The 24,773-nt window shown below is 54.4% G+C and carries 23 protein-coding genes; 11 read left to right on the top strand and 12 right to left on the bottom strand.

The annotated features are described in order from the left end of the window. Positions 1-376 precede the first annotated feature (376 nt). The gene (locus ACRQ84_RS13990) at positions 377-1,192 is read left to right on the top strand and encodes a TIM barrel protein (RefSeq protein ID WP_483816366.1); all 816 of its coding nucleotides are present in this window, start codon (positions 377-379) and stop codon (positions 1,190-1,192) included. 152 nt (positions 1,193-1,344) lie between these two features. On the opposite strand, the gene ACRQ84_RS13995 is transcribed toward ACRQ84_RS13990, so the two are convergent. Next, on the bottom strand, positions 1,345-2,568 hold the full coding sequence (locus tag ACRQ84_RS13995) for an MFS transporter (RefSeq protein ID WP_064741250.1): 1,224 nt from the start codon (positions 2,566-2,568) through the stop codon (positions 1,345-1,347). Between the two features lie 226 nt (positions 2,569-2,794). Here ACRQ84_RS13995 and ACRQ84_RS14000 point away from each other — a divergent pair, with 226 nt between their 5' ends. The 4 genes from ACRQ84_RS14000 to ACRQ84_RS14015 all read left to right on the top strand — a co-directional run bounded on the left by ACRQ84_RS14000 (position 2,795) and on the right by ACRQ84_RS14015 (position 7,345). Further along, complete coding sequence (locus tag ACRQ84_RS14000; RefSeq protein ID WP_483816367.1) at positions 2,795-3,508, top strand: ABC transporter ATP-binding protein; 714 nt, start codon at positions 2,795-2,797, stop codon at positions 3,506-3,508. Continuing rightward, positions 3,486-4,457 carry an ABC transporter substrate-binding protein gene (locus ACRQ84_RS14005; protein ID WP_483816368.1) on the top strand — a complete coding sequence of 324 codons (972 nt, stop codon included), beginning with the start codon at positions 3,486-3,488 and terminating at the stop codon, positions 4,455-4,457. Before ACRQ84_RS14000 ends, ACRQ84_RS14005 begins: the two co-directional genes overlap by 23 nt. Positions 4,458-4,460: 3 nt before the next feature. Then, the gene (locus ACRQ84_RS14010) at positions 4,461-6,110 is read left to right on the top strand and encodes an ABC transporter permease (protein ID WP_483816369.1); all 1,650 of its coding nucleotides are present in this window, start codon (positions 4,461-4,463) and stop codon (positions 6,108-6,110) included. Between the two features lie 188 nt (positions 6,111-6,298). After that, the gene (locus ACRQ84_RS14015; RefSeq protein WP_064741254.1) at positions 6,299-7,345 is read left to right on the top strand and encodes an AI-2E family transporter; all 1,047 of its coding nucleotides are present in this window, start codon (positions 6,299-6,301) and stop codon (positions 7,343-7,345) included. A 35-nt stretch (positions 7,346-7,380) separates the two neighbouring features. Here ACRQ84_RS14015 and ACRQ84_RS14020 read toward each other — a convergent pair whose 3' ends face one another. Then, positions 7,381-8,334 (bottom strand): ABC transporter substrate-binding protein, encoded by a 954-nt coding sequence (locus ACRQ84_RS14020; protein WP_483816370.1) that lies wholly within the window; start codon positions 8,332-8,334, stop codon positions 7,381-7,383. Positions 8,335-8,345: 11 nt separating this feature from the next. Continuing rightward, positions 8,346-9,110: a class II aldolase/adducin family protein gene (locus ACRQ84_RS14025; RefSeq protein ID WP_483816371.1), complete on the bottom strand. Its 765-nt coding sequence runs from the start codon at positions 9,108-9,110 to the stop codon at positions 8,346-8,348. A gap of 238 nt (positions 9,111-9,348) precedes the next feature. On the opposite strand from ACRQ84_RS14025, the gene ACRQ84_RS14030 reads away from it, so the two are divergent. Continuing rightward, positions 9,349-10,953: an EAL domain-containing protein gene (locus ACRQ84_RS14030; RefSeq protein WP_483816372.1), complete on the top strand. Its 1,605-nt coding sequence runs from the start codon at positions 9,349-9,351 to the stop codon at positions 10,951-10,953. Continuing rightward, positions 10,928-11,887, top strand: coding sequence for a D-2-hydroxyacid dehydrogenase family protein (locus ACRQ84_RS14035; RefSeq protein ID WP_483816373.1), 960 nt, complete (start codon positions 10,928-10,930; stop codon positions 11,885-11,887). Before ACRQ84_RS14030 ends, ACRQ84_RS14035 begins: the two co-directional genes overlap by 26 nt. Here the strand turns inward: ACRQ84_RS14035 and ACRQ84_RS14040 are convergent. From ACRQ84_RS14040 to ACRQ84_RS14050, 3 genes are all read right to left on the bottom strand, one after another. Continuing rightward, positions 11,879-12,358 (bottom strand): hypothetical protein, encoded by a 480-nt coding sequence (locus tag ACRQ84_RS14040; RefSeq protein ID WP_483816374.1) that lies wholly within the window; start codon positions 12,356-12,358, stop codon positions 11,879-11,881. The genes ACRQ84_RS14035 and ACRQ84_RS14040 overlap by 9 nt on opposite strands. A gap of 111 nt (positions 12,359-12,469) precedes the next feature. Beyond that, positions 12,470-12,940 (bottom strand): hypothetical protein, encoded by a 471-nt coding sequence (locus ACRQ84_RS14045; RefSeq protein ID WP_483816375.1) that lies wholly within the window; start codon positions 12,938-12,940, stop codon positions 12,470-12,472. Then, entirely contained in the window at positions 12,933-13,733 is an 801-nt protein-coding gene (locus ACRQ84_RS14050) for a hypothetical protein (RefSeq protein WP_483816376.1), read from the bottom strand. Before ACRQ84_RS14050 ends, ACRQ84_RS14045 begins: the two co-directional genes overlap by 8 nt. Positions 13,734-14,094: 361 nt before the next feature. Between ACRQ84_RS14050 and proP the strand changes: the two genes are divergently transcribed. The 3 genes from proP (at position 14,095) to ACRQ84_RS14065 (ending at position 17,775) form a co-directional block, all read left to right on the top strand. Continuing rightward, on the top strand, positions 14,095-15,600 hold the full coding sequence (gene proP / locus ACRQ84_RS14055; protein WP_483816377.1) for a glycine betaine/L-proline transporter ProP: 1,506 nt from the start codon (positions 14,095-14,097) through the stop codon (positions 15,598-15,600). 116 nt (positions 15,601-15,716) lie between these two features. Next, entirely contained in the window at positions 15,717-16,694 is a 978-nt protein-coding gene (gene hemB / locus ACRQ84_RS14060; RefSeq protein WP_064741263.1) for a porphobilinogen synthase, read from the top strand. A gap of 109 nt (positions 16,695-16,803) precedes the next feature. Further along, positions 16,804-17,775 (top strand): GGDEF domain-containing protein, encoded by a 972-nt coding sequence (locus ACRQ84_RS14065; protein WP_483816378.1) that lies wholly within the window; start codon positions 16,804-16,806, stop codon positions 17,773-17,775. A 31-nt stretch (positions 17,776-17,806) separates the two neighbouring features. Here ACRQ84_RS14065 and ACRQ84_RS14070 read toward each other — a convergent pair whose 3' ends face one another. Beyond that, the gene (locus ACRQ84_RS14070) at positions 17,807-18,829 is read right to left on the bottom strand and encodes an alpha/beta fold hydrolase (protein WP_483816379.1); all 1,023 of its coding nucleotides are present in this window, start codon (positions 18,827-18,829) and stop codon (positions 17,807-17,809) included. A 317-nt stretch (positions 18,830-19,146) separates the two neighbouring features. Here ACRQ84_RS14070 and ACRQ84_RS14075 point away from each other — a divergent pair, with 317 nt between their 5' ends. Continuing rightward, on the top strand, positions 19,147-19,638 hold the full coding sequence (locus ACRQ84_RS14075) for a helix-turn-helix domain-containing protein (protein ID WP_483816380.1): 492 nt from the start codon (positions 19,147-19,149) through the stop codon (positions 19,636-19,638). 114 nt (positions 19,639-19,752) lie between these two features. Here ACRQ84_RS14075 and yfaU read toward each other — a convergent pair whose 3' ends face one another. From yfaU to ACRQ84_RS14100, 5 genes are all read right to left on the bottom strand, one after another. After that, positions 19,753-20,553 (bottom strand): 2-keto-3-deoxy-L-rhamnonate aldolase, encoded by an 801-nt coding sequence (yfaU, locus tag ACRQ84_RS14080; RefSeq protein ID WP_483816381.1) that lies wholly within the window; start codon positions 20,551-20,553, stop codon positions 19,753-19,755. Between the two features lie 13 nt (positions 20,554-20,566). After that, on the bottom strand, positions 20,567-21,853 hold the full coding sequence (locus ACRQ84_RS14085; protein WP_483816382.1) for an MFS transporter: 1,287 nt from the start codon (positions 21,851-21,853) through the stop codon (positions 20,567-20,569). Positions 21,854-21,903: 50 nt separating this feature from the next. Further along, positions 21,904-23,106, bottom strand: coding sequence for an L-rhamnonate dehydratase (gene rhmD / locus ACRQ84_RS14090; protein ID WP_483816383.1), 1,203 nt, complete (start codon positions 23,104-23,106; stop codon positions 21,904-21,906). A 13-nt stretch (positions 23,107-23,119) separates the two neighbouring features. Further along, positions 23,120-23,902, bottom strand: coding sequence for an IclR family transcriptional regulator (locus tag ACRQ84_RS14095; RefSeq protein WP_064741270.1), 783 nt, complete (start codon positions 23,900-23,902; stop codon positions 23,120-23,122). 174 nt (positions 23,903-24,076) lie between these two features. Continuing rightward, entirely contained in the window at positions 24,077-24,667 is a 591-nt protein-coding gene (locus ACRQ84_RS14100; RefSeq protein WP_483816384.1) for a hemolysin XhlA family protein, read from the bottom strand. Positions 24,668-24,773: the final 106 nt, after the last annotated feature.

A 24,773-nucleotide genomic window follows, 5' to 3' on the forward strand; every position in this document is an offset into this window, starting at 1 on the left:
CCGCGACGCTGCGTGTGCAGGCAATACTTAAAGCGTGCTATGAAGCTATCGTAATGAAATGAATTTTTCAAATGCTTATTTTTGGAAAATTTCCTTTTAGCGGCATGGATCGCATTTTTTCCGCCTGGGTTGCAAGCCGGGCACAAATCGGCCTGAAGCGCTGCCCTGCTGGTGCGATAGGCTTGTCAAACTGCACCACCGCTCAGCCGTGGCGAGCACAAAAGTTGTGTCCGAAATCTAGCTTCTTCGTGCAACGCGAAACGAAATATGAAATTTTTGCGAGGCAGATCCAATATCTGATATTTCATAATTCAATAATAATGAAATAAATGTTTTCTTTGCAGCACCTTATCTGCATCCGCTGACAGGAGCCGCCATGGCCATCGATCCCACCCGTTTCTGCATTAACCGTAAAATTGCGCCCCGGCTATCGCTGGAAGCCTTCTTTCAGCTGGTTCAGCGCTTAGGATTGAGCAAGGTTGAACTGCGTAATGACATGCCAAGCGGCAAGGTTACCGATGATCTCAGCGTAGCGGCGCTACGCGCGCTAACAGATAAGTACCACATTGAAATCGTCACGATTAACGCGTTGTATCCGTTTAACCGTGCTGATGCTGCGCTGCTGGCAAAAGCCGACGCGCTGCTGAGCGAAGCGCAGGCGATTGGCGCAAGAGCGCTGGTGATGTGTCCGCTGAATGAAGGGATTGAGATTTCGCCACAGCAGACGCTGGAAGCACTGCAGGTGCTGGCGCCACGCTTTGAGAAGTATGGCATTCAGGGATTAGTAGAACCGCTGGGCTTCCCAGTGAGTTCGCTGCGCTCAGCGGTGCAAACGCAACAGCTGATTCAGCAGGCAGGCGTACCCTTTAAAGTGCTGCTCGATACCTTCCATCATCATCTGTATGAGAACGCCGAAAACGAGTTCCCACAGGAGATTGATATCAACCATATTGGCCTGGTGCATTTGTCTGGCGTGGAAGATACCCGCCCAACGGCGCAGCTCACCGATGAAGAGCGCATCATGCTCAGCAATCGCGATGTGCTGAACAGCGTGGCACAGGTGAAACGACTGGAGATGCTCGGCTACAAAGGCATCTATGCGTTTGAGCCGTTTTCATCGGAACTGGAGACGTGGAGCGAAAAAGAGATCGAACGTGAAATTCGTCAGAGCATTGAATTACTGCAGGCCTGAAAACGTACCCTTATCTGTGTCTCTTAGACACTTTTGTTAGTGTTGGCCTCGGTCGGAGGCCTTTTTTTATCCTGCATATATCTGAATGACCTGGTGCGCATAAATGCGCACCCTACGGGTTTTGTAGGGTCGCCATTCATGGCGACCACTAACTACGCGTTCTCTTTAATCTCCACCACCGGATCTTCCGGCAAACGCTTGATCATGCGCAGCGTACAAAACAGCGCTAAACACACCAGCAGCGCGGTAAGAAAATAGACCAGCGACACCCCTGCATAACTCATGATGAAACCGGCAATCGGTCCGGTAATCCCCAACGACAAATCCATAAACGCGGTATAAGTCGCTAACGCGCTGCCCTGATTCTGCTGCGGCACCACTTTTACCGCCACCACGCCAATCGCTGGGAATACCAGCGAGAAGCCCGCGCCGGTAAGGAACGCACCCATTTTCGCCATCCATGGATCAACCGAGCCGGCCACCAAAAACAGGCCAATCGCTTCAACCGCAAAGCAGATGCTCGCCACACGTAATCCACCCAGCTTATTGATGGCATTGGGGAACAGCAGGCGCGTGCCGACGAACGCGGCGCTAAACATGGTCAAGGCAAAGGCTGCGCCATCCCACCCCTTGTCCTGATAAAACAGCGTGATAAAAGTCGCGATAACGCCAAATCCGGCGGAACCCATCGCCAGAATCAGGCCAAAACCGTACACCTTGCTCAGCACCGCACGAAACGGCAGCGGCTTGGCTTTGCTGCCTTTCACCGGCGCACGTGGCAGTGCCAGCGCAATCGCCACCAGACAAATCGCGATAATGATGCTGGAGAGCAGCAGTAAACCGCCGCTACGGAAGATCACCACGCCAAGCGGCGCACCGATTGCCATCGCGCCATAGGTCACAATGCCGTTCCACGAAATCACCCGGCCAATATGCAGCGAACCGACGCGTGCCACGCCCCACAGCGACGTGCCGGTGCCAGAGAAACTCTGCCCCACGCCCAGAATCACGCGGCCCAGACACAGCAGCACCAGGCTCAGCACGCCCTGCCCTTCGCTCAACGCTGATAACAGAATACAGATGCCGCTCAGCAAACAGCCCACCAGCCCCAGCACCACCACTTTTTTTGGCCCCCACACATCGGCATAGCGCCCGGCGTGTGGTCGGCTCAGCAGCGTGGCGATGTATTGCAGGCTGATCACCAATCCGGCCCAGAAGGCGTTGTAGCCCAATCCGTCATGGACAAAACCGGGCAGCACCGCCAGCGGCAAGCCGATGGTGAGATAGCTGGCAAAGTTGAACTTCACAATCGAGAGGATCAGTAGGTTAAGGCGAAAACGGCCATGTTCAGGTGCAGCGGCGGGCAAGTCAGGCATGAGTGATTGCGCTCGTGGGTGACGGAATTTTTATAACAGAAGCATAACTATACGCCTTTTCATCTCTTCTGCATCAGCCGATCGCCCAGGTTTATGGTCATCATTTCGTCATATCGCCCTCGTAGACTCGCCGTCAATCAAATCCCAAAGAGGATAACAATCTGATGACGCTCCTGATGACTCAGGCGCGCGTGCGTATAGCCCACTCTCTTGCGAGAGGGGGTCGATGATGCACGCCGCGCTGCCTATTGAATTGAAAAATCTCAGATGGTCGGTAGGTAACCTGACTATTCTGCACGATCTCTCCCTGACCATTCCCGCTGGCGAAATCCTTGCGCTGCTCGGCCCGAGCGGCTGCGGCAAAAGTACGCTGCTGAAACTGCTGGCGGGCTTGTTGCAACCCACGGATGGCGAGTTGTGGATCGGTGAACGCTGCGTGGCGTCCGCGCGCCACTGCGATGCGCCAGAGAAGCGCAACCTCGGCATGGTATTTCAGGATTACGCGCTGTGGCCGCATATGTCGGTGGCGCAAAACGTCGCCTTCCCGCTGCGCATGCGTGGCATAAAAAAAGCCGCCGCACATGAACAGGCCGATGCCGCCCTGGCGCAGGTTGGCCTGGCTGATTTTGGCGATCGCAAACCGGCGTTGCTCTCCGGCGGCCAGCAGCAGCGCGTAGCGCTGGCACGCGCGCTGGTGGCGAAACCGGCGATTCTGCTGTTTGACGAACCGCTCTCCAATCTTGACCGCGACCTGCGCGAAACCCTGGTTCACACCATGGCGGATTTGCTGCGCGCGGCGGGCATCACGGCGGTTTACGTTACGCACGATCGCGAAGAAGCCAACACCCTCGCCGACCGCATCATTCATCTGGCGCAGGGCCAGATTGTTTCCGTTACTCACCTCTCAGGGGACCACCATGCCATCTCTCAAGTCAGTTAAAACAGGAGCCATCAGCGCGATGATGTTGACTTCCGCCATGATGATCAACGATGCCCAGGCGCTGACGGTGTATACCGCCGGTCCGGGCTCGCTGTCGAAAAGTCTTGCCGCTGGTTTTGAAAAACAGACCGGCATCAAAGTGAATATTTTCCAGGCCACCACCGGCAAAGTGATGGCGCGTCTGGAAGCCGAACAGGCCAATCCGCAGGCCGATGTGCTGATTTCGGCGTCGTGGGACACCGCCGAAGATCTGCAACAGCGCGGCTGGTTGTTGCCGTTCAACAGCGCCAATGCGGAGAAGGTGCCAGATCAGTTCAAAACCGCCCACTATGTCGCGCAGGGTGTTTCTGCGCTCGGCATCGTGTGGAATACGCAAAGCAACACGCCAGAACCGAAAACTTGGCAGGATCTCACCGCCCCCTCCTTTAAAGACAACGTCACCACGCCGGATCCGGCGCTTTCTGGAGCGTCACTCGATCTGTTGATTGGCCTGCAAAACAGCGAAGGCGAAAAAGCCTGGCAGCTGTTCGACCAATTAAAAGCCAACGGCATGGTGATGAGCGGCCCGAATGCGCAAGCGGTGACGCCGGTGCTGCAAGGTGCAAAGGCCGCGGTGTTTGGCGCAGTTGATTACGTTACCTACAACAACATCGCGCAGGGCGAGAGCGTGAAGGTGATTTTCCCGGAGAACGGCACCGTGGTTGCGCCGCGTCCGATGATGATCCTGAAAAGCAGCCAGCACGCAGATGATGCAAAGAAATTCGTGGATTACGTGCTGTCAGATGAAGGTCAGGAGCAAGTGGCGAAAGCCTGGCTGATGCCGGCGCGTACCGATATCAACGCGCAACGTCCGCTGTTCACCGAGATTAAGCTGTTACCTACCCATCAGGACGGCAGCAGCGAACGTTCGGCGGTGCTGAAGCGCTTTGGCACACTGTTCGGGCAATAAACCATGTCGCGTGCTCTGAACGGATTGATTCTCCTGGCGCTGTTGCTGCTGGTGGCGCTGCCGCTGCTGTTTATCATGCTGCAAGCGCTGTTTCCCCACTTCAGCGAAGGGAGCTGGCGTGATGCCCTCAGCGCGCTACCGCCGCTGTTGAACGATCCGCAGCTGTCATCTATGTGGCTGGGCACGCTGAAAATCGGCGGCGGCGTGGCGTTGGGCAGTTTGCTGTTGGGCTTACCGCTCGGCGCACTGCGCGGCCTGTTTCGCCTGCCGGGTGCGGCGCTGTGGGATCTGCTATTCCTGATCCCGTTTCTTACACCGCCGTATATCGTGGCGTTGTCATGGACGCTGGCGCTGCAACGCAACGGTTATATCGAACAGCTAACCGGCATCAACTTCGACAGCCTGCTGTTTAGCAGCTGCGGCATGATTCTGGTGATGACGCTCAACATTTTCCCGGTAGTCTATTTCGCGGTTTCACGTTCGCTGCTGGCGAGCGGACAGCGACTTGCCTGGGTGGCGCGCGTGCACGGTGCCTCGGCGTGGCGTGGCTTCTGGCACATCACGCTGCCGCTCACCTTGCCCGCGCTGGCGGGCGGTGTGCTGCTGGCGTTCACGCTGGCCATTGAGGAGTATGGCGTGCCCGCCGCGCTCGGTGCGCAGGCCAGGCTGACGCTGATGACCGTTGGCATTGAAACAAAACTCGCCGACTGGCCCATTGATCTGCCCGGCGCGGCGTCGCTCTCATTAATGTTGAGCGTGGTGGCGCTGGCGGCATGGTTGCTGCAGCGCAAATTGACTGGCAGCAGCGATGTGACGGCGGTGAGCGGCAAGCCGGTGAATCAGGAACTGGCGCAGGCCGGCGGCTTACAAACGTTGATGCTGCTGCCTTTTGCGCTCACGGTGCTGCTGGCGGTGGTGCTACCGCTCGGAGCCATGACATTGAGCGGCTTACTGAATACGCTCTCCGGCGGAATACATCTCAGCAATTTGACGCTGCGCCACTTTGGCGCGCTGTTTAGCCAGCAAGGTGATGCGCTAGCGGCCTTCTCCACCAGTATTGGCCTGGCGCTCGGTGCGGCGCTACTGACCGGCGCGCTGGGCTTTCTTATTGCCTGGCGCGTGTCGGAAGGGAAAACCCGTTTGCTGGCGATGATGGACGGCTTATCACTGCTGCCTGCGGCAATGCCGGGCGTGGTGATCGGCGTGGGGTTGATTCTGCTGTGGAATCGCGGCTTTTGGCCGGTTTCGCCGTATAACACCATCTGGATTCTGCTGCTCTCTTACAGCTGTTTGCTGCTGCCGTGGCCGGTGCGCTATGTCAGTAGCGCATTACGCCAACTGGCACCCACGCTGGAACCGGCCGCGCGCGTTCACGGCGCATCACGTTTGCAGGCGCTGCGCCTGATTGTGCTGCCGCTGGTGGCACCCAGTTTGTTGGCGGCAATGATGATGGTGTTTGCCGTGGCATCGCGCGAACTGGTGACCTCGCTGCTGCTGGCACCGGCGGGCACGCAAACCGTGGCGATCTTCATCTGGCGGCAGTTCGAACAGGGATCCGTAGGACAAGGCATGGCGATGGCGACGGTGACGCTGCTCGCCAGCTTGAGTTTGATGTTAGCGGCGACCACGCTGATGCGGCGCCATGCGAAATAGCCAGACATACCGTAGCGGCGCGATTTATCGCGCATATCACAGGTGATACCGTGCCCATCCTGGCATTGCGCAATAAATTGCGCCGCTACGGATGATGCAGGATGTTGGTTTTTCCATTTATCTTAAAAAACATAAGGTTAATTTTCATCGGCTACACTCTCCTGAGAAAATTTATCTCAGGAGAGAGAATGAATAACCTGCTTCAGGAAAAAATTGGCCAGAACATCCTGGTAAAACTGGCGATGCTGGTGATTATTCTGGCGGGCATTCGCGCCGCCTCGGACATTCTGGTGCCTTTCCTACTGGCTAGCTTTTTAGCCATTGTGCTCAATCCGCTGGTGACGATGTTGATGCGGCGCGGCGTCAAGCGCAGTCTGGCGATCACGTTGGTGATTACGGTGATTTTCATCGTGTTACTGCTGCTGGTGGCGGTACTCGCCAGCTCGGCCAGTGACTTCAGTGATACTTACCCGCAAATTCGTACTCTGCTAGAGCAAAAACTCGCCGTGGTGCAGCATTTTGCCGGTCGTTTTCATATCAATATCTCCACCGATGCACTGGCGGCGCGTCTCGATCCCAACGTCGTAATGAATATGGCCACTACCGTGCTAACGCAACTTTCAGGCGCGATGACCAACGTACTGCTGCTGATTCTCACCGTGGTGTTTATGCTGTTTGAAGTGCGCCATCTGCCGTACAAAATGCGTAACGCGATGGTTAATCCGCAGATCCGCATCGCCGGTTTGCACCGTGCGCTGAAAGGCGTGACGCACTATCTGGCGCTGAAAACCCTGGTCAGCTTGATCACTGGCGTGGCCGTTTGGCTGTCGCTGCTGCTGCTCGGCGTAAAGTTCGCGCTGTTCTGGGGCGTGGTGGCGTTCATCCTCAATTTCATCCCTAATATCGGGCCAATCATCGCCGGTATCCCACCGTTTATTCAGGCGCTGGTGCTGAATGATATTTACGATGCCATGTTGGTGGCGGCACTGTTCAGCGCGATTCATATGGTGTTCGGCAATATGCTGGAGCCAAGATTAATGGGCCGAGGGCTGGGTTTATCAACGCTAGTGGTATTTTTGTCGTTGATTTTCTGGGGCTGGCTGCTGGGTCCGGTCGGCATGTTACTGTCGGTGCCGCTCACCAGCGTGACCAAGATTTTGATGGAAACCACGCCGGGCGGCAGCCGGTTGGCGATTATGCTGGGTAATGGTAGGCCGGGTAAGCGGGCGCGATAACAACGAGGTCGCCATGAATGGCGACCCTACGTCCATTATTGCGCGGCGTTAAACACGCTGTTATCGGTTATCGCCTGCACATCGACTCTGTTTGGCAAGATGTTCAACTCGCTGAACAGGTCTGAGACCTTTTGCACCTTCGCCACATCCTCGGGCGTCACGCCGCGCACGCCGTGGGAAATACGCGTAGTGATTTGCTGCGCATCCGCCGGTTGCAGACGCGTGAGCTGCGCATACACCTCGTTGTACTGCTGCGGATGCGCCAGCGCCCACGCACGCGCTTTAGCCAAACGATGGGTGAAATCCGCAATCGCCGCGCGCCTGGCGGGATCGTCGAGCGAACTTTGCGTGGCGGTGACAAACGACAGCGCGGTTGTCAGCCCTTTGCCATCACGCAGCAGTCGCGCGCCATGCTTTTCCGCAATACCTAAATAGGGATCGAAGGTCGCCCACGCGGCAATTTGCCCGGAGTTAAACGCCGCGCTGGCGTCGGTTGGCAACACAAAACGCACCGGCACCGTATCACGCGACACTTTTGCCTCTTCCAGCGCTTCATACAGCAAGTGCTGCGAGATACTGCCCCGCGCCGACGACACCACCACCTGTTTGCCCGCCAGATCCTTCACGCTGTGAATTGGCGAATCAGCGGGCACGATCAGCCCGTTCGAACCGGCATCCCCGACGTTAGTGGCGATGATCTTCAGCGGCACACCGCCGGAAGCCGCCATCAGCACCGGCAAGTCACCGGCGTAGGAGGTATCCACCGCGCCGGCACGCTGCGCTTCAAACAGCGGCGCAGCGCCCTGGAAGTTCGCCCAGCTATAGTGATAAGGCGCATCCTTCATGACGTCCGCCGCTTCTATCAGCGAACGCAGATTGCGTGCCTGATCGCCCAACACCAATGTGACTTTACTCAAATCAGGCGCCGCCTGACTGCCAAACGCCACGCACAGCAGCAGCGCAGAAACTACCGGTTTTATCCATTTCATCGGGGAGGTTCTCAGAGTGCGTTGCGATTAAGCTGGCGGATGTAAGCATCCCAGTGCAGCTGATATTTGCGATTGCGAATGCTGTTATCAAACGCCTGCGCGGCTTTCTCGGAAACCGCATCGGGCAGAATGATCAGATCTGTGCCGCCGGATTGTGCTGCCAGCTGTGCCTGGCAGGCGCGTTCGAGGTAATAGAGGTTGTAGAAAGCTTCTTCGATGCTGCCGCCGCTGGTCAGCAGACCGTGATTGCGCAAGATCAGCGCGTTAAGATCGCCAAGATCAGCGACGATGCGCTGCTGTTCGTCGAGATCCAACGCGATGCCTTCGTAATCGTGATAACCCAGGCGATTGTGGAAACGGGTGCTGTGTTGCGAAATCATCAGCAGGCCGTTTCTCTGCGCTGAAACGCCAATGCCCGCTGCGGTATGGGTATGCAGCACCGCATGGGCATCTGGCCGCGCACGGTGAATCGCGCTGTGAATAACAAATCCGGCAAGGTTAATCCCCAGCCCGGTTGGGTCGTCAATAATATTGCCGTCGATGTCGATTTTCACCAGCGTTTCTGGCTGGATTTCATCAAAGGTTTGCCCGAAAGCGTTGATGAGAAAGTGCGGCTGATCGCCCGGCACGCGCAGGGAAAAATGGGTGTAGATATGATCGGTCCAGCGCAGTTTCGCCGCAAGATGATAAGCCTGCGCCAGCTTGATGCGCGCCTGCCATTCGCCTTCGCTGATACGCTGCCGTAATGATGTGACATCCAGGGTTTCAGTGCTCATTTCCACTCCTCAATTCGGGTCAATGTGCTTACCTAACATCGTGGCATAGCGTTTTTACCGCTGGGAAATGCCAATAACGGCAAAACATTGTCAATAAACGCAAAGCGGGATGGATAATTGACCTACATCAGATGGGATAAATCTTAAATCGTTACCATGCAGCCCCCCATGAAAATGGTATGCTTCTGACGCCGCGATCGCAGCTGATGAGCGTCTTAAACCGACCGAGGATTGTCTGTTGCCACTAAAAAAACGACATCACGATTTTGATTGGGTCTTAATCGTCTGCGCCGGGTTGTTACCGCTGGTGCTCGGCATCCTTTGTACCGCCATCGAAGCGCGCCACACGGTGAGCCAACAGCAGATCTCCACCGCTAATACCCTGCTCACTCAGGCTGAGAAGATGAGCGATAACGCCTGGGATATGATCACTGAGCTGCGCCAGTATCATTACCAGCCTTGTGCGCAAATTGAAGATCAGCTGCAGCGCGCCGGCACGCTCAATCCCTATTTCCGCTCTATAGGGATGCTGAAAGGCGATGACATCAGCTGCTCTTCCGCCTTTGGCCTGAAGCACGGCACGCTAACCGAAATGATGATGCAGCCGCCGCCCATTACCGGCAAAGCCTGGTGGAGTATTTCGGTGCGCGGTACCTACGGAGTACCGAATCGTCCCGCCGTGGTGTTTATGCGCCAGCTTCCCGATACCAGCGGTTTCTGGGCGGTCATCGACGGCCAATATTTGATGGACTTTATGAACGCTATCGGCGGATCGCGTGGCTATCACATGAACCTGCAATTTAGCGGCGGTGCGGTGATTGCCAGCGGATCCAATGACATGCAGCCGAAGCTGTACATGAAAAGTGAATCCTTTCAGACCGAGTCCAGCCGCTATCCCATTACCGTTAATGTGACCGTTCCGGCTGCTGAGTTGCTCAAAGCCTGGCGTCAGGCACTGTTTATCTTCCTGCCAATGGCGGCGATTTTCTCGATTCTGCTGATGGTCCTCACCGCCAACTGGTTGCGTCGCCGCATCTCCTGGCACGATGAGATTGGCCGCGCCATCCGCGCCCGGCAGTTTTCGGTACATTATCAGCCGGTTTACAGCACGACATTACAAGCCTGTGCCGGTGCCGAAGCCTTACTGCGCTGGCAACGGCCAAACGGCGACATGATTCGTCCGGATATTTTTATTAGCGCCGCGGAAGCCGAAGGGATGATTGTGCCGCTGACGCAACATCTGCTAGAGCTGATGGCCGAAGATATTCAAAGCTGGCAGGTTGAACCGGGTTTTCACATCGGGCTGAACCTGGCGGCGGAACACCTGCAACATGCCGACTTTGTGGCGGACATTGAGCAGTTTGCTGCACGTATTAAAGACAAGCAGATGTGCATTACGCTGGAACTGACCGAACGTAGCCTGATTGAAGATGGTGAAATGGTGGCGCGCAAACTGCGTCATTTGCGGGCGCAGGGCATGAAGGTGGCGATTGATGATTTCGGCACCGGCCACTGTTCGCTGACTTACCTGCTCACCTTCCCGCTGGATTATCTGAAAATTGATCGCGGCTTTATCAACGCGATTGAAGGCCTCGACGTCGAGACGCCGGTGCTGGATGCCATTATTAACCTCTGTCACAAGCTGGAACTGGACGTGCTCGGTGAAGGCGTAGAGACCGCAACACAATTTGAATACCTGCGGCAGCGTGGTGTGATATTTATTCAGGGCTACTATTATGCCCGTCCGCTGGATAATGACCGGCTGCGTGCCTGGCTCAGCGAGCAAGGGCACAAGCCACTTCTCGTTGAGGAACATCATGAGCCTGAACTGCATCATTCTTGATGATTACCAGAACGTCGCCCTAACGCTTGCCGATTGGGCGTCTCTTGAACCATTGGTTCACACCACTTCCCTCTCCTCTCATTACACCGACCAGGATGAACTGGTTAAGCAGATCGTGCAGGCAGATATTCTGGTGGTGATGCGTGAACGCACGCCGCTGAGCGCCGAACTGATTGGCCGTCTGCCTAACCTGAAGATGGTGGTCACCTCCGGAATGCGCAATGCTGCCATCGATTTGCACGCTTGCGCCGAACGCTACATTGCGGTGTGCGGCACCGCCAGCAGCAGCGCGGCACCCATGGAACTGACGTGGGCATTGCTACTGGGGTTGGCGCGCCACATCGTGCCAGAGAATCAGGCGCTGCGCAGTAATGGCGCATGGCAGCACACCTTAGGCATGAGCCTGCAAGGCAAAACGCTCGGATTGCTCGGACTCGGCAAGATTGGCGGCGAAATGGCAAAAGTGGCGCAGGCGTTTGGTATGCGCGTGTGTGCATGGAGCCAGAATTTAACCTCCGAACGTGCCATCGCCTGTGGCGTTGAGCGCATGTCATCGCTGAACGCGCTGCTGAACATCAGCGATGTGGTGTCGATTCATCTGGTGCTTAGCGAGCGTTCACGGCATTTGATGGACGCTGCCGCACTGGGACAAATGAAACCTGGTGCGCTGCTAATTAACACCTCGCGCGCCGGCATTGTCGATCAACCAGCAATGATCGCCGCGCTACAATCGGGCCAGTTAGCCGCTGCGGGATTGGATGTGTTTGAACAAGAACCGCTGCCCGCAGACCATCCGCTGCGTTTGCTGCCGAACGTGCTGGCAACGCCGCATCTTGGCTATGTTGCTGACAGCAATTATCACACCTACTTCACGCAGGCGGTGGAAGATATTCAGGGATGGTTGACGGGTGCGCCGCTGCGCTCACTACTCTGAACGTCCTGCACGACGTTTTTCGGCGATGCGCAACGCCACTTCGAGACTGTCTTCTGCCAGTGCGCTATCAGGAAGAGCGCGTTGCGCGTTAAGACGTTGGCTTATGCGCTCCAGCGTTGGCGTTATTTGCCCAACTAACTGCTGATATTCATCAAGTTGCGTGATGGGTTGGTTACGCGCGATGCTGGTTTGTGTCAGGCGTTGCAGCTGACGAAAGCCGTCCAGCGCCTGACTGGAGAGTAATCCAGCCTGGCGCCAGCTTTTTAGGCGCTGCAACAGTTCATCCGGTTGTTGCACCAACAATGCCAGCTGCGCATCTGCACGCTCGCCACAGTTACTCCACTCAATCGGGTTGCCGGAAACCACAGTATTACGCTGCGCTGTCGGCACAAGATTGATAAGATTCCTTTCTACACTGTCGATCATCGACAGCCAGGGATTCTTATATAACTGGGCGTTTTTCCTCGACATGAACACTCCACCAAAGCAAGGCGGCAGAGTATTACTGAATGTTTACACGCTGGCAAGAGGTGCATATCGCCTCGAATTTTGATAAGTTTTACTTATCTATCTAGCCCGTAATCAGGTATGGCAATAAAGCCGCGGCATGCCAGAATAATTGATTATTTGATCGCCGTTAGGGAGTTGATACATCTGATAATAATCATTGTGGGACTCAAGCGCCGAAGTGAAGAGGATCTGCGCTGCGAGCGCTTCGGGCAGCGTATCATCGGCCATCACCTGAACCTTACGAGTGTTCACTAACATAAAATCGCCCTGACGATGCCAGGTGCTGACCGCAGCTCGGTTCAGCCGATATTGTCGATCTCGCACAGTGACGTTACCGAAGAGCATTGACGTGCCGCTCCCATCCGCTTTAAAGCGAGTGCGTATCGTTGCATTCAGCGTGCCTTCCGGATTCCCCAGATTATCAATACGATAGGGTATTTCACACCATTCCGGCACGGGTTCGGATGGCCGCACCAACAGCACCAACGCCCAGGGAAGAATGAAGGCCACCAAAACCGCGCTAATCCGTAATGATTTACGCATCGGGTAACTCCTGAATAAACACCATCCACGATATGCACTCATTATCCTTTAGTGCGATCGGTCTGGCGCAGAGGAAAGCGCTGGTATGAACACGGGTTCGACTCTGATTGATGTACAGCAGCGCTGGCATTGAGCCATCAGGCATGCGCGGCTTTACATCGTCGAAACGTTGCAGCGCATCGCTAACAACCAAAGAGTGAGTGGAGAAGCTTTCCGCAATAAATATCTGGGTCTGGGTATGCTGATTATAAAATTTATAGTGCATCCCCCCTTGTTTTACGGGAGCAAATGCCTGGCGCGCCACCAATGCCAGCACCGCATTGAGCAGCAATATGCCCAGTATTATGCCGCGTAACAGCCAGGATTTTTTCTTGACCGCATCGGTGTGAACAACAGGTTTGGGTCGCGCAGTTGCCGACGTTTCCGCTGCGGGAGCAGACGATGCAGCATCATCGGAGGATTCGACGTCCACCTGCTCCGCTAACACGCAACCAATCAGCGGCACCTGGTGAATCAGAGCGCCCGGTGCGTACGCCTGCTGCGCCAGACGATTGATCTCAGTGATGGTCACCGTGAGCCGATCGGCAAATGTCATATTGGAAGGTTCGCGCTGGAACAGCACATGCAGCGCCTGATTGCGCACCAGCTTACCTTGTGCATTCAGCACGCGACGCAATACCGCACTTTGCAACGGACTCAATGCCACGCGTTGTGCAGGAGAATTGAGGGGATAAAACACCTGTTGGTCGGCATCAAAACAGAGACTTTTGGCAAATAAAATAAAGCGCGCCATATGAAACCTGATTTCCAAAAAAGCAACTCACGCAAGTATATGTAGTTTCGCTAAATGGCGCACGCTTAGTGCAAATCGCTGGTGGAAAGTCTCAGCTTTTTTTGACGCGTTTAAGGGGGTTAATAGGCCACAGCATTAGCTAGAAAATAGCCAGTTAATGGCGGAAACATGACAAATATCACACAAAATCGGTATACTCTGTCGCGGTTGGCAATCATTAACCCCCTAATAATTGCCGCGCAGGGCAGGGAAAAAATGTTATATCCCCGCTATGCTTTAATTTTCTCAACGCCGCGGACTGTTGGCATTTATTGAGTCCGCAGCGTTGAGGATTTTTCGAATTCCAATACAGGGTATCTGCATGAAACTACGTAGGAAGCGTGTAAAACCTATCGGGATTGATGATGTCACGATTATCGATGACTCCCGTTTACGTAAAGCCATCACCGCGGCTTCGCTGGGCAACGCGATGGAATGGTTTGATTTTGGTGTTTATGGCTTTGTGGCTTATGCACTGGGTAAGGTGTTCTTCCCAGATGCTTCGCCAAGTGTACAGATGATTGCCGCACTGGGTACGTTCTCGGTTCCGTTCCTGATTCGGCCACTCGGTGGTTTATTCTTCGGCATGTTGGGCGATAAATACGGTCGCCAGAAAATCCTTTCTATTACCATCGTCATCATGTCGATCAGTACCTTCTGTATTGGCTTGATACCCTCTTATGCCACAATTGGCATCTGGGCACCGATCCTACTGCTGTTGGCAAAAATGGCGCAGGGCTTTTCGGTCGGCGGTGAATATACCGGCGCATCGATCTTTGTTGCAGAGTACTCGCCTGACCGTAAGCGCGGCTTTATGGGCAGCTGGCTTGATTTCGGCTCCATCGCCGGTTTCGTCCTGGGTGCGGGTGTCGTGGTGCTGATTTCCACCATTATCGGTGAAGAGAAATTCCTCGAATGGGGCTGGCGCATTCCCTTCTTTATCGCGCTGCCGCTAGGCATCATTGGTTTGTATCTGCGTCACGCACTGGAAGAAACCCCAGCGTTCCAGCAGCACGTTGAGAAGCTGGAACAGGGCGACCGTGAAGGTCTGCGCGACGGCCCGAAAGTGTCGTTTAAAGAGATCGCGACCAAACACTGGAAAAGCCTGTTGGCCTGTATCGGTCTGGTGATTGCCACCAACGTGACCTACTACATGCTGCTGACTTACATGCCGAGTTATCTGTCACACAACCTGCACTACTCTGAAGATCATGGCGTATTAATTATTATCGCCATCATGATGGGTATGCTGTTTGTGCAGCCAGTGATGGGCATGTTGAGTGACCGTTTTGGTCGTCGTCCGTTTGTCATCATTGGCTCTATCGCCCTGTTCATCTTCGCGATACCGTCCTTTATGCTGATCAATAGCGGTGTATTGGGCCTGATTTTTGCGGGTCTGCTACTGATGGCGGTGATTCTCAATGCCTTTACCGGTGTGATGGCGTCGTCGCTACCGGCGATGTTCCCCACTCACATCCGCTACAGCGCGTTAGCAAGTGCCTTTAATATCTCGGTGCTGATTGCTGGTTTAACCCCGACACTCGCCGCTTATTTAGTCGAAGCCACTAACAATCTGTATATGCCGGCTTACTATCTGATGGTTGTTGCGGTGATTGGTTTGATTACCGGTATCTACATGAAAGAGACCGCTAACAAGCCGCTGCGCGGCGCGACTCCGGCGGCCTCGGACATGGAAGAGGCGCGTGAAATCCTGCAGGAGCATCACGACAATATCGAGCAAAAAATCGAAGATATTGATGGTGAAATCGCTAAGCTAGAGGCGAAGCGTAAAAACCTGGTGCAGCAGCACCCGGACATCAACGAGTAATCTTCTCCACTCCCGCCGCCCGGCGGGAGTTTTCGTTTCCGCACACAATCCTTCATCCACCGGCGCGAAAAGGGGTAAACTATTGCCACTTTTTTAACCTGTATAAGTTGTAGATCATGTCTGAATTTAATCTGATCCAGCGCCCAAGAAGGCTGCGTAAAAGCGCGTCAATGCGTGAGATGTTCCAGGAATCCAACCTCAGCATCAACGATCTGGCACTGCCGATTTTCGTCGAAGAAGGTGTGGATGATTACGTGCCGATCAACGCCATGCCGGGCGTACGACGTATCCCAGAAAAACGTCTGGCGTATGAGATCGAACGTATCGCCAAAGCAGGCATCCGTTCAGTGATGACCTTCGGCATTTCCCACCATACCGACGCCACCGGCAGCGATGCCTGGAATGAAAACGGTTTAGTGGCGCGCATGGCACGTATCTGCAAAGACACCGTGCCAGAAATGATCGTCATGTCTGACACCTGTTTCTGTGAATACACCAGTCACGGCCATTGCGGCGTGCTGTGCGATCATGGCGTCGATAACGACCAGACGCTGATTAATCTCGGTAAACAAGCCGTTGTTGCTGCACAAGCAGGTGCCGACTTTATCGCACCTTCTGCGGCGATGGATGGCCAGGTTAAAGCCATCCGCCAGGCGCTCGACGCTGCGGGCTTCACCGATACCGCCATCATGTCTTACTCGACTAAGTTCGCATCCTCCTTCTACGGCCCGTTCCGTGAAGCGGCAGGAACCGCGCTGAAGGGCGACCGTAAAACTTACCAGATGAATCCGATGAACCGCCGTGAAGCCTTGCGTGAGTCGCTGCTGGATGAAGCGGAAGGTGCAGATTCACTGATGGTAAAACCGGCGGGTGCCTACCTCGATATCCTGCGCGATATCCGCGAGCGCACCACATTGCCGCTGGCTGCGTACCAGGTCAGTGGTGAGTACGCGATGATTAAATTCGCGGCACAAGCGGGCGCAATCGACGAACGTAATGTGGTTCTGGAAAGCCTTGGCGCAATTAAACGTGCCGGTGCCGATCTCATTTTCAGCTATTTTGCCCTTGATCTCGCCGAGCAAAAAGTGCTCTGATTATCGTTACGCTTGGCATCGGACATCGCATACCGTTGCCAGGCGCTTTCAGCCTTTGTGGCACAAACACCAGTGTTTCTGTAATTCCATAATTAATAAGAGTAACGCGATGAAAGCACCTGCACTGCCTGCGGACGAGTCACATCGTCTGGCCCAGTTACGTGCGCTCAACATTCTGCACACGCCTGCAGAAGAGCGTTTTGACCGATTAACCCGTCTTGCCCGTCGCCTATTTGGCGTGCCGGTGGCGCTCGTCAGCCTAATGGAAGAGGACCATCAATGGTTCAAATCGATTGCCGGGCCGAGTGCGGCAACCGCGCCACGCAATACCTCATTCTGTGGCCACGCCATTCTGCAAGATGATGTGATGGTGGTAGAGAATCCGCTGGATGATGAGCGTTTCCACGACAATCCGCTGGTTAAAGATAACGACAACCCGATACGTTTCTACGCCGGTTGCCCACTGCGCACGCCAGCCGGTGCCAAAGTCGGCACGCTGTGTCTTATCGATCACCACACGCGCGAGTTTAACGCCGACGATATCCACACGCTGCGCGATTTAGCGGCCATGGCGGAAGCAGAACTGGTGGCTTTCCAGACCGCCACTTCGGATGAGCTGACGCAAATTACCAACCGTCGCGGCTTTATGACGCTCGGCCAGCTGGCGCTGAATGAGTGCCAGATCAAGCAGTTACCGGCCAGCCTGACCTTCCTCGATCTCGATCGTTTCAAAGCCATCAACGATACACTCGGCCATCGCGAAGGCGACCGCGCGCTGATGGACTTTGCCGATGCCATGAAAGTGAGTTTCCGCCATGCGGATATCTTTGCACGTTTAGGTGGCGATGAGTTTGTGGTGCTGTTTAACGGCTTGCAACAAGGCGATGCCGAAGGTGCATTGGCGCGCTTTGATCGTTTCCTACAGCAGCAAACCCAGAATCTGGAGCGTCGCTACGCCCTTCACTTCTCTTCAGGCATTGTTGAGTTTGATCCCGATCATCCGCAATCGCTGGAGCAGTTGCTGGAAGGAAGCGACGAACGCATGTACGCCGCGAAGAACGGTAAAAAGAATCTGAGTTGATTGTGGGTCGCCATCAATGGCGACCATGGGATTAATGACCCGCTAAATCACCGATCAATGTCTGATTAAACTTCTGCGGCTCTTCCATTTGCGGCGCATGTCCCATACCCGGGAATTCAATTAAGTGCGCGCCTGGAATCATCTGTGCGACTTGCTTGCCCAGCAGGTTGTAGTGCCCGAGTTTCGCTTTCACTTCTGGCGAGGCGATATCGCTGCCAATCGCCGTGGTGTCGGCAGTGCCAATCATCAAGGTGGTTGGCACGCGCAAGTCTTTAAACTCGTAATAGACCGGCTGAGTGAAAATCATGTCGTAGATGAGTGCCGAGTTCCACGCCACTTTTGTGTGGCCCGGTCCGCTATTGAGTCCGGCCAGCATATCGACCCATTTGTCATATTCTGGCTTCCACTGGCCGCTGTAATAAGTCTGCTGTTCGTACTTCTTGATGCCCGCCGCATCCAGCTTGAGTTCACGCTGATACCACTGATCCACCGAGCGCCACGGTGCGCCCTTGGCTTTCCAGTCCTCTAAGCCAATGGGATTCACTAATACCAGTTTTTGGGTTTGCTTTGGATACATCAGCGCATAGCGCGTCGCCAGCATGCCGCCGGTGGAATGCCCGATGATAATGGCGTTTTCGATACCCAGCTGCTGCAACAATTGATGGGTATTCTGCGCCAGCTGCTGGAAGGTGTATTGATAGTTGGCAGGTTTAGTTGAGCTGCAGAAACCGATCTGATCCGGAGCAATGACGCGGTAGCCTTTCTGACTCAGCGCTTTAATGGTGTCATCCCAGGTTGCGCCGCAGAAGTTCTTACCGTGCATTAGCACCACCGTTTTGCCATTGGCCTGCTGCGTGGGCTTAATATCCATATAACCCATACTCAGCGCCTGCTGCTGCGATGAGAAATTATAGTGCTGCAGCGGATAGGGATAACTGAACCCTTCTAACTGTTCACCATAGACATTGGCGGCAACGGCCGGTGCGGTGCTGAATAACGCCATCGATGCCAGAAGAGTGGCAAGTGACTGTTTTGGCTTGAAACAAAAAGGCATGTGGCCGTTCCTTAACAGTGAAAACATTCAGTCTGGCACGTAAATCCTGTTTATGTATTGATGGTCTGTGCCGCTGAAATACGCAAAAATTACCGTTAAGCGCTGCAAAGCGATGCGAAATTTGAGTTAATAATCACTTGCGTTATTACGATAAATATTCAACATCATCACAACATGCAAACGTTTATATTCACGAAAATCAAGACCGGTCTTGATGACAAATAAAAAAACAGCCGAATCATCAAAAAACTTTACATTAATTGCAGATTGGAAAGGTTAATTAAATTACACTCTTCAGTTGTTAATGGAGAACTACGATGACACAGCAAAAATATAATGAAGGGGTAATTGATTCAGTGACCGAATGGATTATGACTAATCTGGATCAACGTTTGAGCATCGATGATATTGCACTGAAGTCTGGCTATTCCAAATGGTATTTGCAGAAACTCTTCGCCCGCTATCACAACGAAACGCTAGCTCGATATATTCGCAAAAAAAAACTTGTGCACTGTATCAATGACTTAAAATACAGTAATACACCCATAATCGGTCTGGCAGTGAAATACCATTTTGAAAGTCAGCAATCTTTCACGCGTTCATTTAAGCATGTGCTGGGCTGTACGCCGCTATTTTGCCGCAAAAGGCAACTTGATGACCAAGCCAGACAAGCCCTGAGCGAAAGTAGCGATCCCTGTGTGCTTTGCCGTCAGGCAGGTTTTGATGCAACGGAACGTAATAAAGATATTATTGCACCTACCGTGCGTAACGATAAATTCGACCCGCGACTTAGCTGTGTCATACGCTAATAAATAGCTAGCTAACTATTTATTAGCGCCTTTAGACATCAACTGATTGATTTATTCCAATTCTATGCTCTATTTAATTAATAAAATGCGGATGGCTTACCATCCGCCTCGGATTTAGTAGCTCGATTTATTCAGCGCCATTGCGCTCTTTTTAAAATGCGCTAATCGACTATCCAGCGCATCGGTATAAAGCATGGTATCCACGCCGACGGCGACAAAGTTGGCCCCCCAACTGATGGCCCGTTCCGCCATGGCCAGATTAACCGCCAGAAAACCTGCGGCTTTTCCCGCGCTGCGGATACGTTGAATACTGTGCTCAATCACTTTCTGCACCTCTGGATGATCCGCATTATCGGGATAGCCCAACGAGGCTGATAAATCCGCCGGGCCGATAAATATTCCGTCTACGCCCTCCACTTCCAGCAATGCATCCAGGTTATCAATCGCGGTTTTGCTCTCGGCCTGAATCAGCAGACACAGCTCTTCATTGGCGCGCGCCATATAATTTTCCACCCGTCCCCAACGTGCTGCCCGCGCGACACCCGCGCCAACGCCGCGTGTGCCATAAGGCGGATAGCGCGTTGCCTTAACCAGCGCCTGCGCCTGCTCGGCGGTGTCGATCATCGGCACCAGCAAGGTGCGTGCGCCGATATCCAGCACCTGCTTGATGAGCGCCGTCTGGAATTCGATTGGGCGAATCACCGGCTGACTGCGATAAGGCGCGATGGCCTGCAGTTGGTGATAGAGATCCTGCACGGTATTCGGTGCATGTTCGCCATCAATCAACAGCCAGTCGTAGCCGCTGGTAGCGGCAATTTCGGCCAGATATGACGATGTACTGCTCAGCCACAGGCCAATTTGCGTTTCGCCTTTAGCCAATCCGGCTTTGAACGGATTTTTCAACGGATCCTGCATACATCCTCCTTTTTTAATGACTTGTCTGTGGGGATTGCGGCAATGGGCGATCCACTTTCAGACTCAGAATAATCAGCGAGCCGATGGCGGCAATCAGCGCCAATGCCAGTAATCCGGCGCTGCTGCTGTTAAATTGCATCTCAGCGTTAACGCGAATCAGCGGTGCAAGGAAACCGCCGACAGCACCAAACAAGTTGACGAAGCCAATGCCCGCCGCCAGCGCGGTGCCGGACAGCAATTGGGTTGGCATGGTCCAGAACACCGGCTGCACCGCAATAAAACCAACGGCCGCAACGCTAAGCGCAATAATGGCCAGCAAAGGTGAAACCAGGCCGGAAAGACCGATACCCAACGCGGCGGCCAGCAAGGTAAACGCCGCCACCCGACGCCGCTCGCCGCTACGATCGGAGTAACGTGGAATCAGCCAGGTACCGAACAACGCAGCCACCCACGGAATCGCCGCCACCAGCGAGGCGAGGAAACCCACTTTAGTACCAATCAGCGCCGCCACCTGCGAAGGCAGGAAGAAGATCAGGCCGTATACCGCGATTTGGATGGTCATGTAGATAATGGCAAGCTGCCAGACGCGACCATTGCGCAGCGCATCACGCAGGTGTGCGGTGGGCTTTTGCTGCTCTTCACTCTCCAGCTGACGTTGCAGCGCCTGCTTCTCTTCTGCGCTGAGAAAACGCGCTTTTGCCGGGGTATCGTCGATATAGCTAAAGGTGAAAATACCCGCCGCCACAGCCAGCAGCCCTTCGATGATAAACATCCAGAACCAGCCAGGATGTCCCAGCACGCCATGCATTTCCAGCAGTGCGCCAGAGAGCGGCGAACCCAACGTCAAGGCCAACGGCGCGCCCATATAGAACAGCCCCATTACGCTGGCACGCTGCTGCTGCGGGAACCACAGCGAAGTCAGATAGATCATGCCGGGAAAGAAGCCCGCTTCGGCAGCACCGAGCAAGGTACGCACCAGTAAAAACTTCGCTTCGGTATCGGCAAACGCCATCGCCGCTGAGAGAAAGCCCCACAGCAGCGTGGTGGTGCCAATCCAGCTGCGGGCACCAAAACGGCGCATTAGCAGATTAGCCGGAACGCCAAGGAGCGCGTAAACCACAAAAAAGATGCCGGCACCTAATGCGTAGGCTTCGTTACTCAGCCCGGTATCGAGTTGGTAAGCCTCTTTGGCGAAACCAATATTGGCGCGGTCGAGGAATGCCAACACGTAGAGCATCAGCATGAAAGGAATGAGACGTGCGCGGTTTTTCTTTACCGCGCTTAACACCAGATTATCCATGAGAAAAACCCTCACCAACGGCTGCGACATCATGCCGCAGCCGCTGCGATTTAGTGTTGATAAGGACGTTTCAGGCCATCGCGGTTCAATTCCACACCGAAGCCCGGTTTATCCAGCACGGATTTGTGCATGCGGCCATTCACCGGCACCGGCTCGTTAATCAGCAGCGGATCAAACTGCGGACGGAGCGTGCTGCAATCCGGGCTGGTCATCAGGAATTCACTGAATGGGCTGTTGGTGAAGGTGATGACTGCGTGATGCGAGTAAACCGAAGATCCATGCGGCACCACCAGCTGGCCGCGTGATTTCGCCAGCGCAGCCACCTCCACCAGCGTGGTCAGGCCGCCGCACCAACCCACGTCAGGCTGCAAGATATCAATGCCGGTTTCTGCCAGGGTGCGGAACGATTGCAGCGTGCCGTGGTGTTCGCCGCTGGTAATCAACATGCCCTGCGGCGCCTGCTGTTTCAGTTGCGCATAGCCTTCGAATTGCTGTGGCGGCAAACACTCTTCCAGCCACTTAACGTTATAAGGCGCACAACCGTGTGCCAGTTTGGTAGCGAAATTGACGTCCTGACTCATCCAGCAGTCGAGCATCAGCCAGAAATCCGGGCCGCAGGTTTCACGATAGTGAGCGATGCGCGCCACCTCTTTGCGAATACCTTCGTCGCCATCGTGCGGTCCCCACTGCACCGCCATTTTTCCGCCGATGAAGCCCAATTTTTGCGCCAGGTCGGGTCGTGCACCGGTAGCGTAGAACTGCAATTCATCGCGCACCGCGCCGCCCAACAGCTTGTACACCGGCAGATCGGTGACTTTACCGAACAGATCCCACAGCGCTAAATCCACACATGAAATGGTGTTCATGACCAATCCGCCGGAGCCGGCGTAATACATGGTGGCGTTCATCATCTGATCATGGATTAGCTTGATATCGCTGACACAGCGCCCTTCCAGGAAACGATTCAGATGTTTTTCCACGATGAAGCAACCCATTTCACCGCCGGTGGTAATCGCAAAACCGGTCTGGCCGTTATCGGCTTCCACTTCGACAATTAACGTCCCTAATACGTTGATGCCGAAGGATTGGCGTGACTGCTCATACTGCTTGTATTTACTCATTGGCGTGGCGACGTGATCGTCAATCCAGTGATTGGCACCTTGATCGTGATAATCACCACCAGCCGCCGCTTTATCGGCCGTTGCGCCACCGGCAAAGTAGGCGCGGACTGTTTTAATTTTAGGTAAGGACATGGTCTTCTCCTGGTTACGAGGCGTGTTTTTCCGCCGGGCTACGCCAGCCCAGCAGACGGGAAATGTCGCGGGCGCAGGCAATCGCCTGACCTGCGAGGTAATCGCGCTTGTCATCGTCAATGTCGAGCCGGGTGCCAACCAGCGAAATGGCGGCGACTAACTGCTCGCGAACGTTGAAAATCGGTGCCGCCACACAGCGCACATCGGGATAATCCTCGCCGTTATCAAAGCTCCAGCCCTGACGACGTATACGTGCTAACTCGGTGCGCAAAGCGTCGGCGCTTCGTAGCGACGTTGGCGTTACCGCCACAAAGCGCATGTCATTAATGATGCGTTCTTGCTCTTCGGGCCGTTGCCAGGCCAGCAGGCATTTACCAATGCCCGAGCGATACAGCGACAGGCTTTTTCCTTCGTGCGAGCGCACGCTGATGGTGGCGGCAGATTCGAGTTTGAGGATGTAACAGGCGTGGCCACCATCGAGGATGCCGAGGTGGCACAGCAGATTGGTTTGCTGCATTAAGCGGGTCAGACGGGGACGCGCGATATCACGAATATCCATGTGCTGCAGTGCATGACCGGCAAACTCCACCAGCCGGGTCCACAGGCAATAGTTGTTGTTGCGATCAATGGTTATCAGACGCTGTTTTTTTAGCTCAGCGAACAGCAGATAGGCGCTGCTTTTTGGCAGCGTCAGCGCTTCAATGATCTCGGCGGCGCTGCAGGGCCCGTGCTGCGCAATAAAGTCGAGAATCGCAATCGCGCGCGTCAGGGCGGGGACAGGCGTAATTTCCAACATGCTGGACTCCAGTCTGATTATCTGGAGGGCAGTGTTGTGGTTTTAGCGCGGCATAAGTGTGCGCCGCATCAAATTACACGGCGTAAAGCGTATCTGGCGGAAGTGTTAATGTGGGAATGTGAATCGCACCGCGCTGCGAGTACAGCCGACTGTACTCGGCTGCGGTGGAGAGATTTAAGAGAAGATGTATTTGATTGCCGCTATGACCATGGTGGTGGCCATCACCATTAACAGGCGCTTTATCCAGCGCATGTCGGTTTTAAGAACATTGATGTCCCTTTCAATGACTTCAAGACGAGCTTCTACCTTATCAAGTCGAGCTTCCACCTTATCAAGTCGGGCTTCAATCTTATCAAGTCGTAGCTCAACTTTATTAAGGCGCCCATCCAGCTCTTTAATCGCACCGCTGAGCCTAATATCCAGCTCTTTGACCACACCGCTAAGCCTATCGTCCAGCTCTTTAATCGCTCCAGTTAGCCTGATATCCAACTCTTTGACCGCACCGCTAAGCCGATCGTCCAGCTCTTTAATCGCTCCACTCAGCCTAATATCCAACTCTTTGACCGCACCGCTAAGCCTATCGTCCAGCTCTTTAATACTTCCGCTTATCCCTTCGCCGGCCTGCATCAGATCGGCACGCGATAACGCATTATCCTGCTGCATCTCAGTAAAAATCTCGACCATGGCTTCAGCTTGTTGATCGCTGACGCCGGCCAGTTGCAGCGCTTTAAAGGCTTTATGTGTATTCATCATCGCGAGTGTCATCCGTGAAGCTCCTGAGTTGATGTGGCGCGTATGCCAACATCATGCCCAGCGAGCAATTATTGCACCATGTGACTGTTGATATTTTGCGCTGCGCTACGGAAAATAT

The sequence above is a fragment of the Pantoea sp. E2023-21 genome, from assembly GCF_051302795.1.
In the GTDB taxonomy this organism is placed as follows: Bacteria; Pseudomonadota; Gammaproteobacteria; order Enterobacterales; family Enterobacteriaceae; genus Pantoea; species Pantoea ludwigii_A.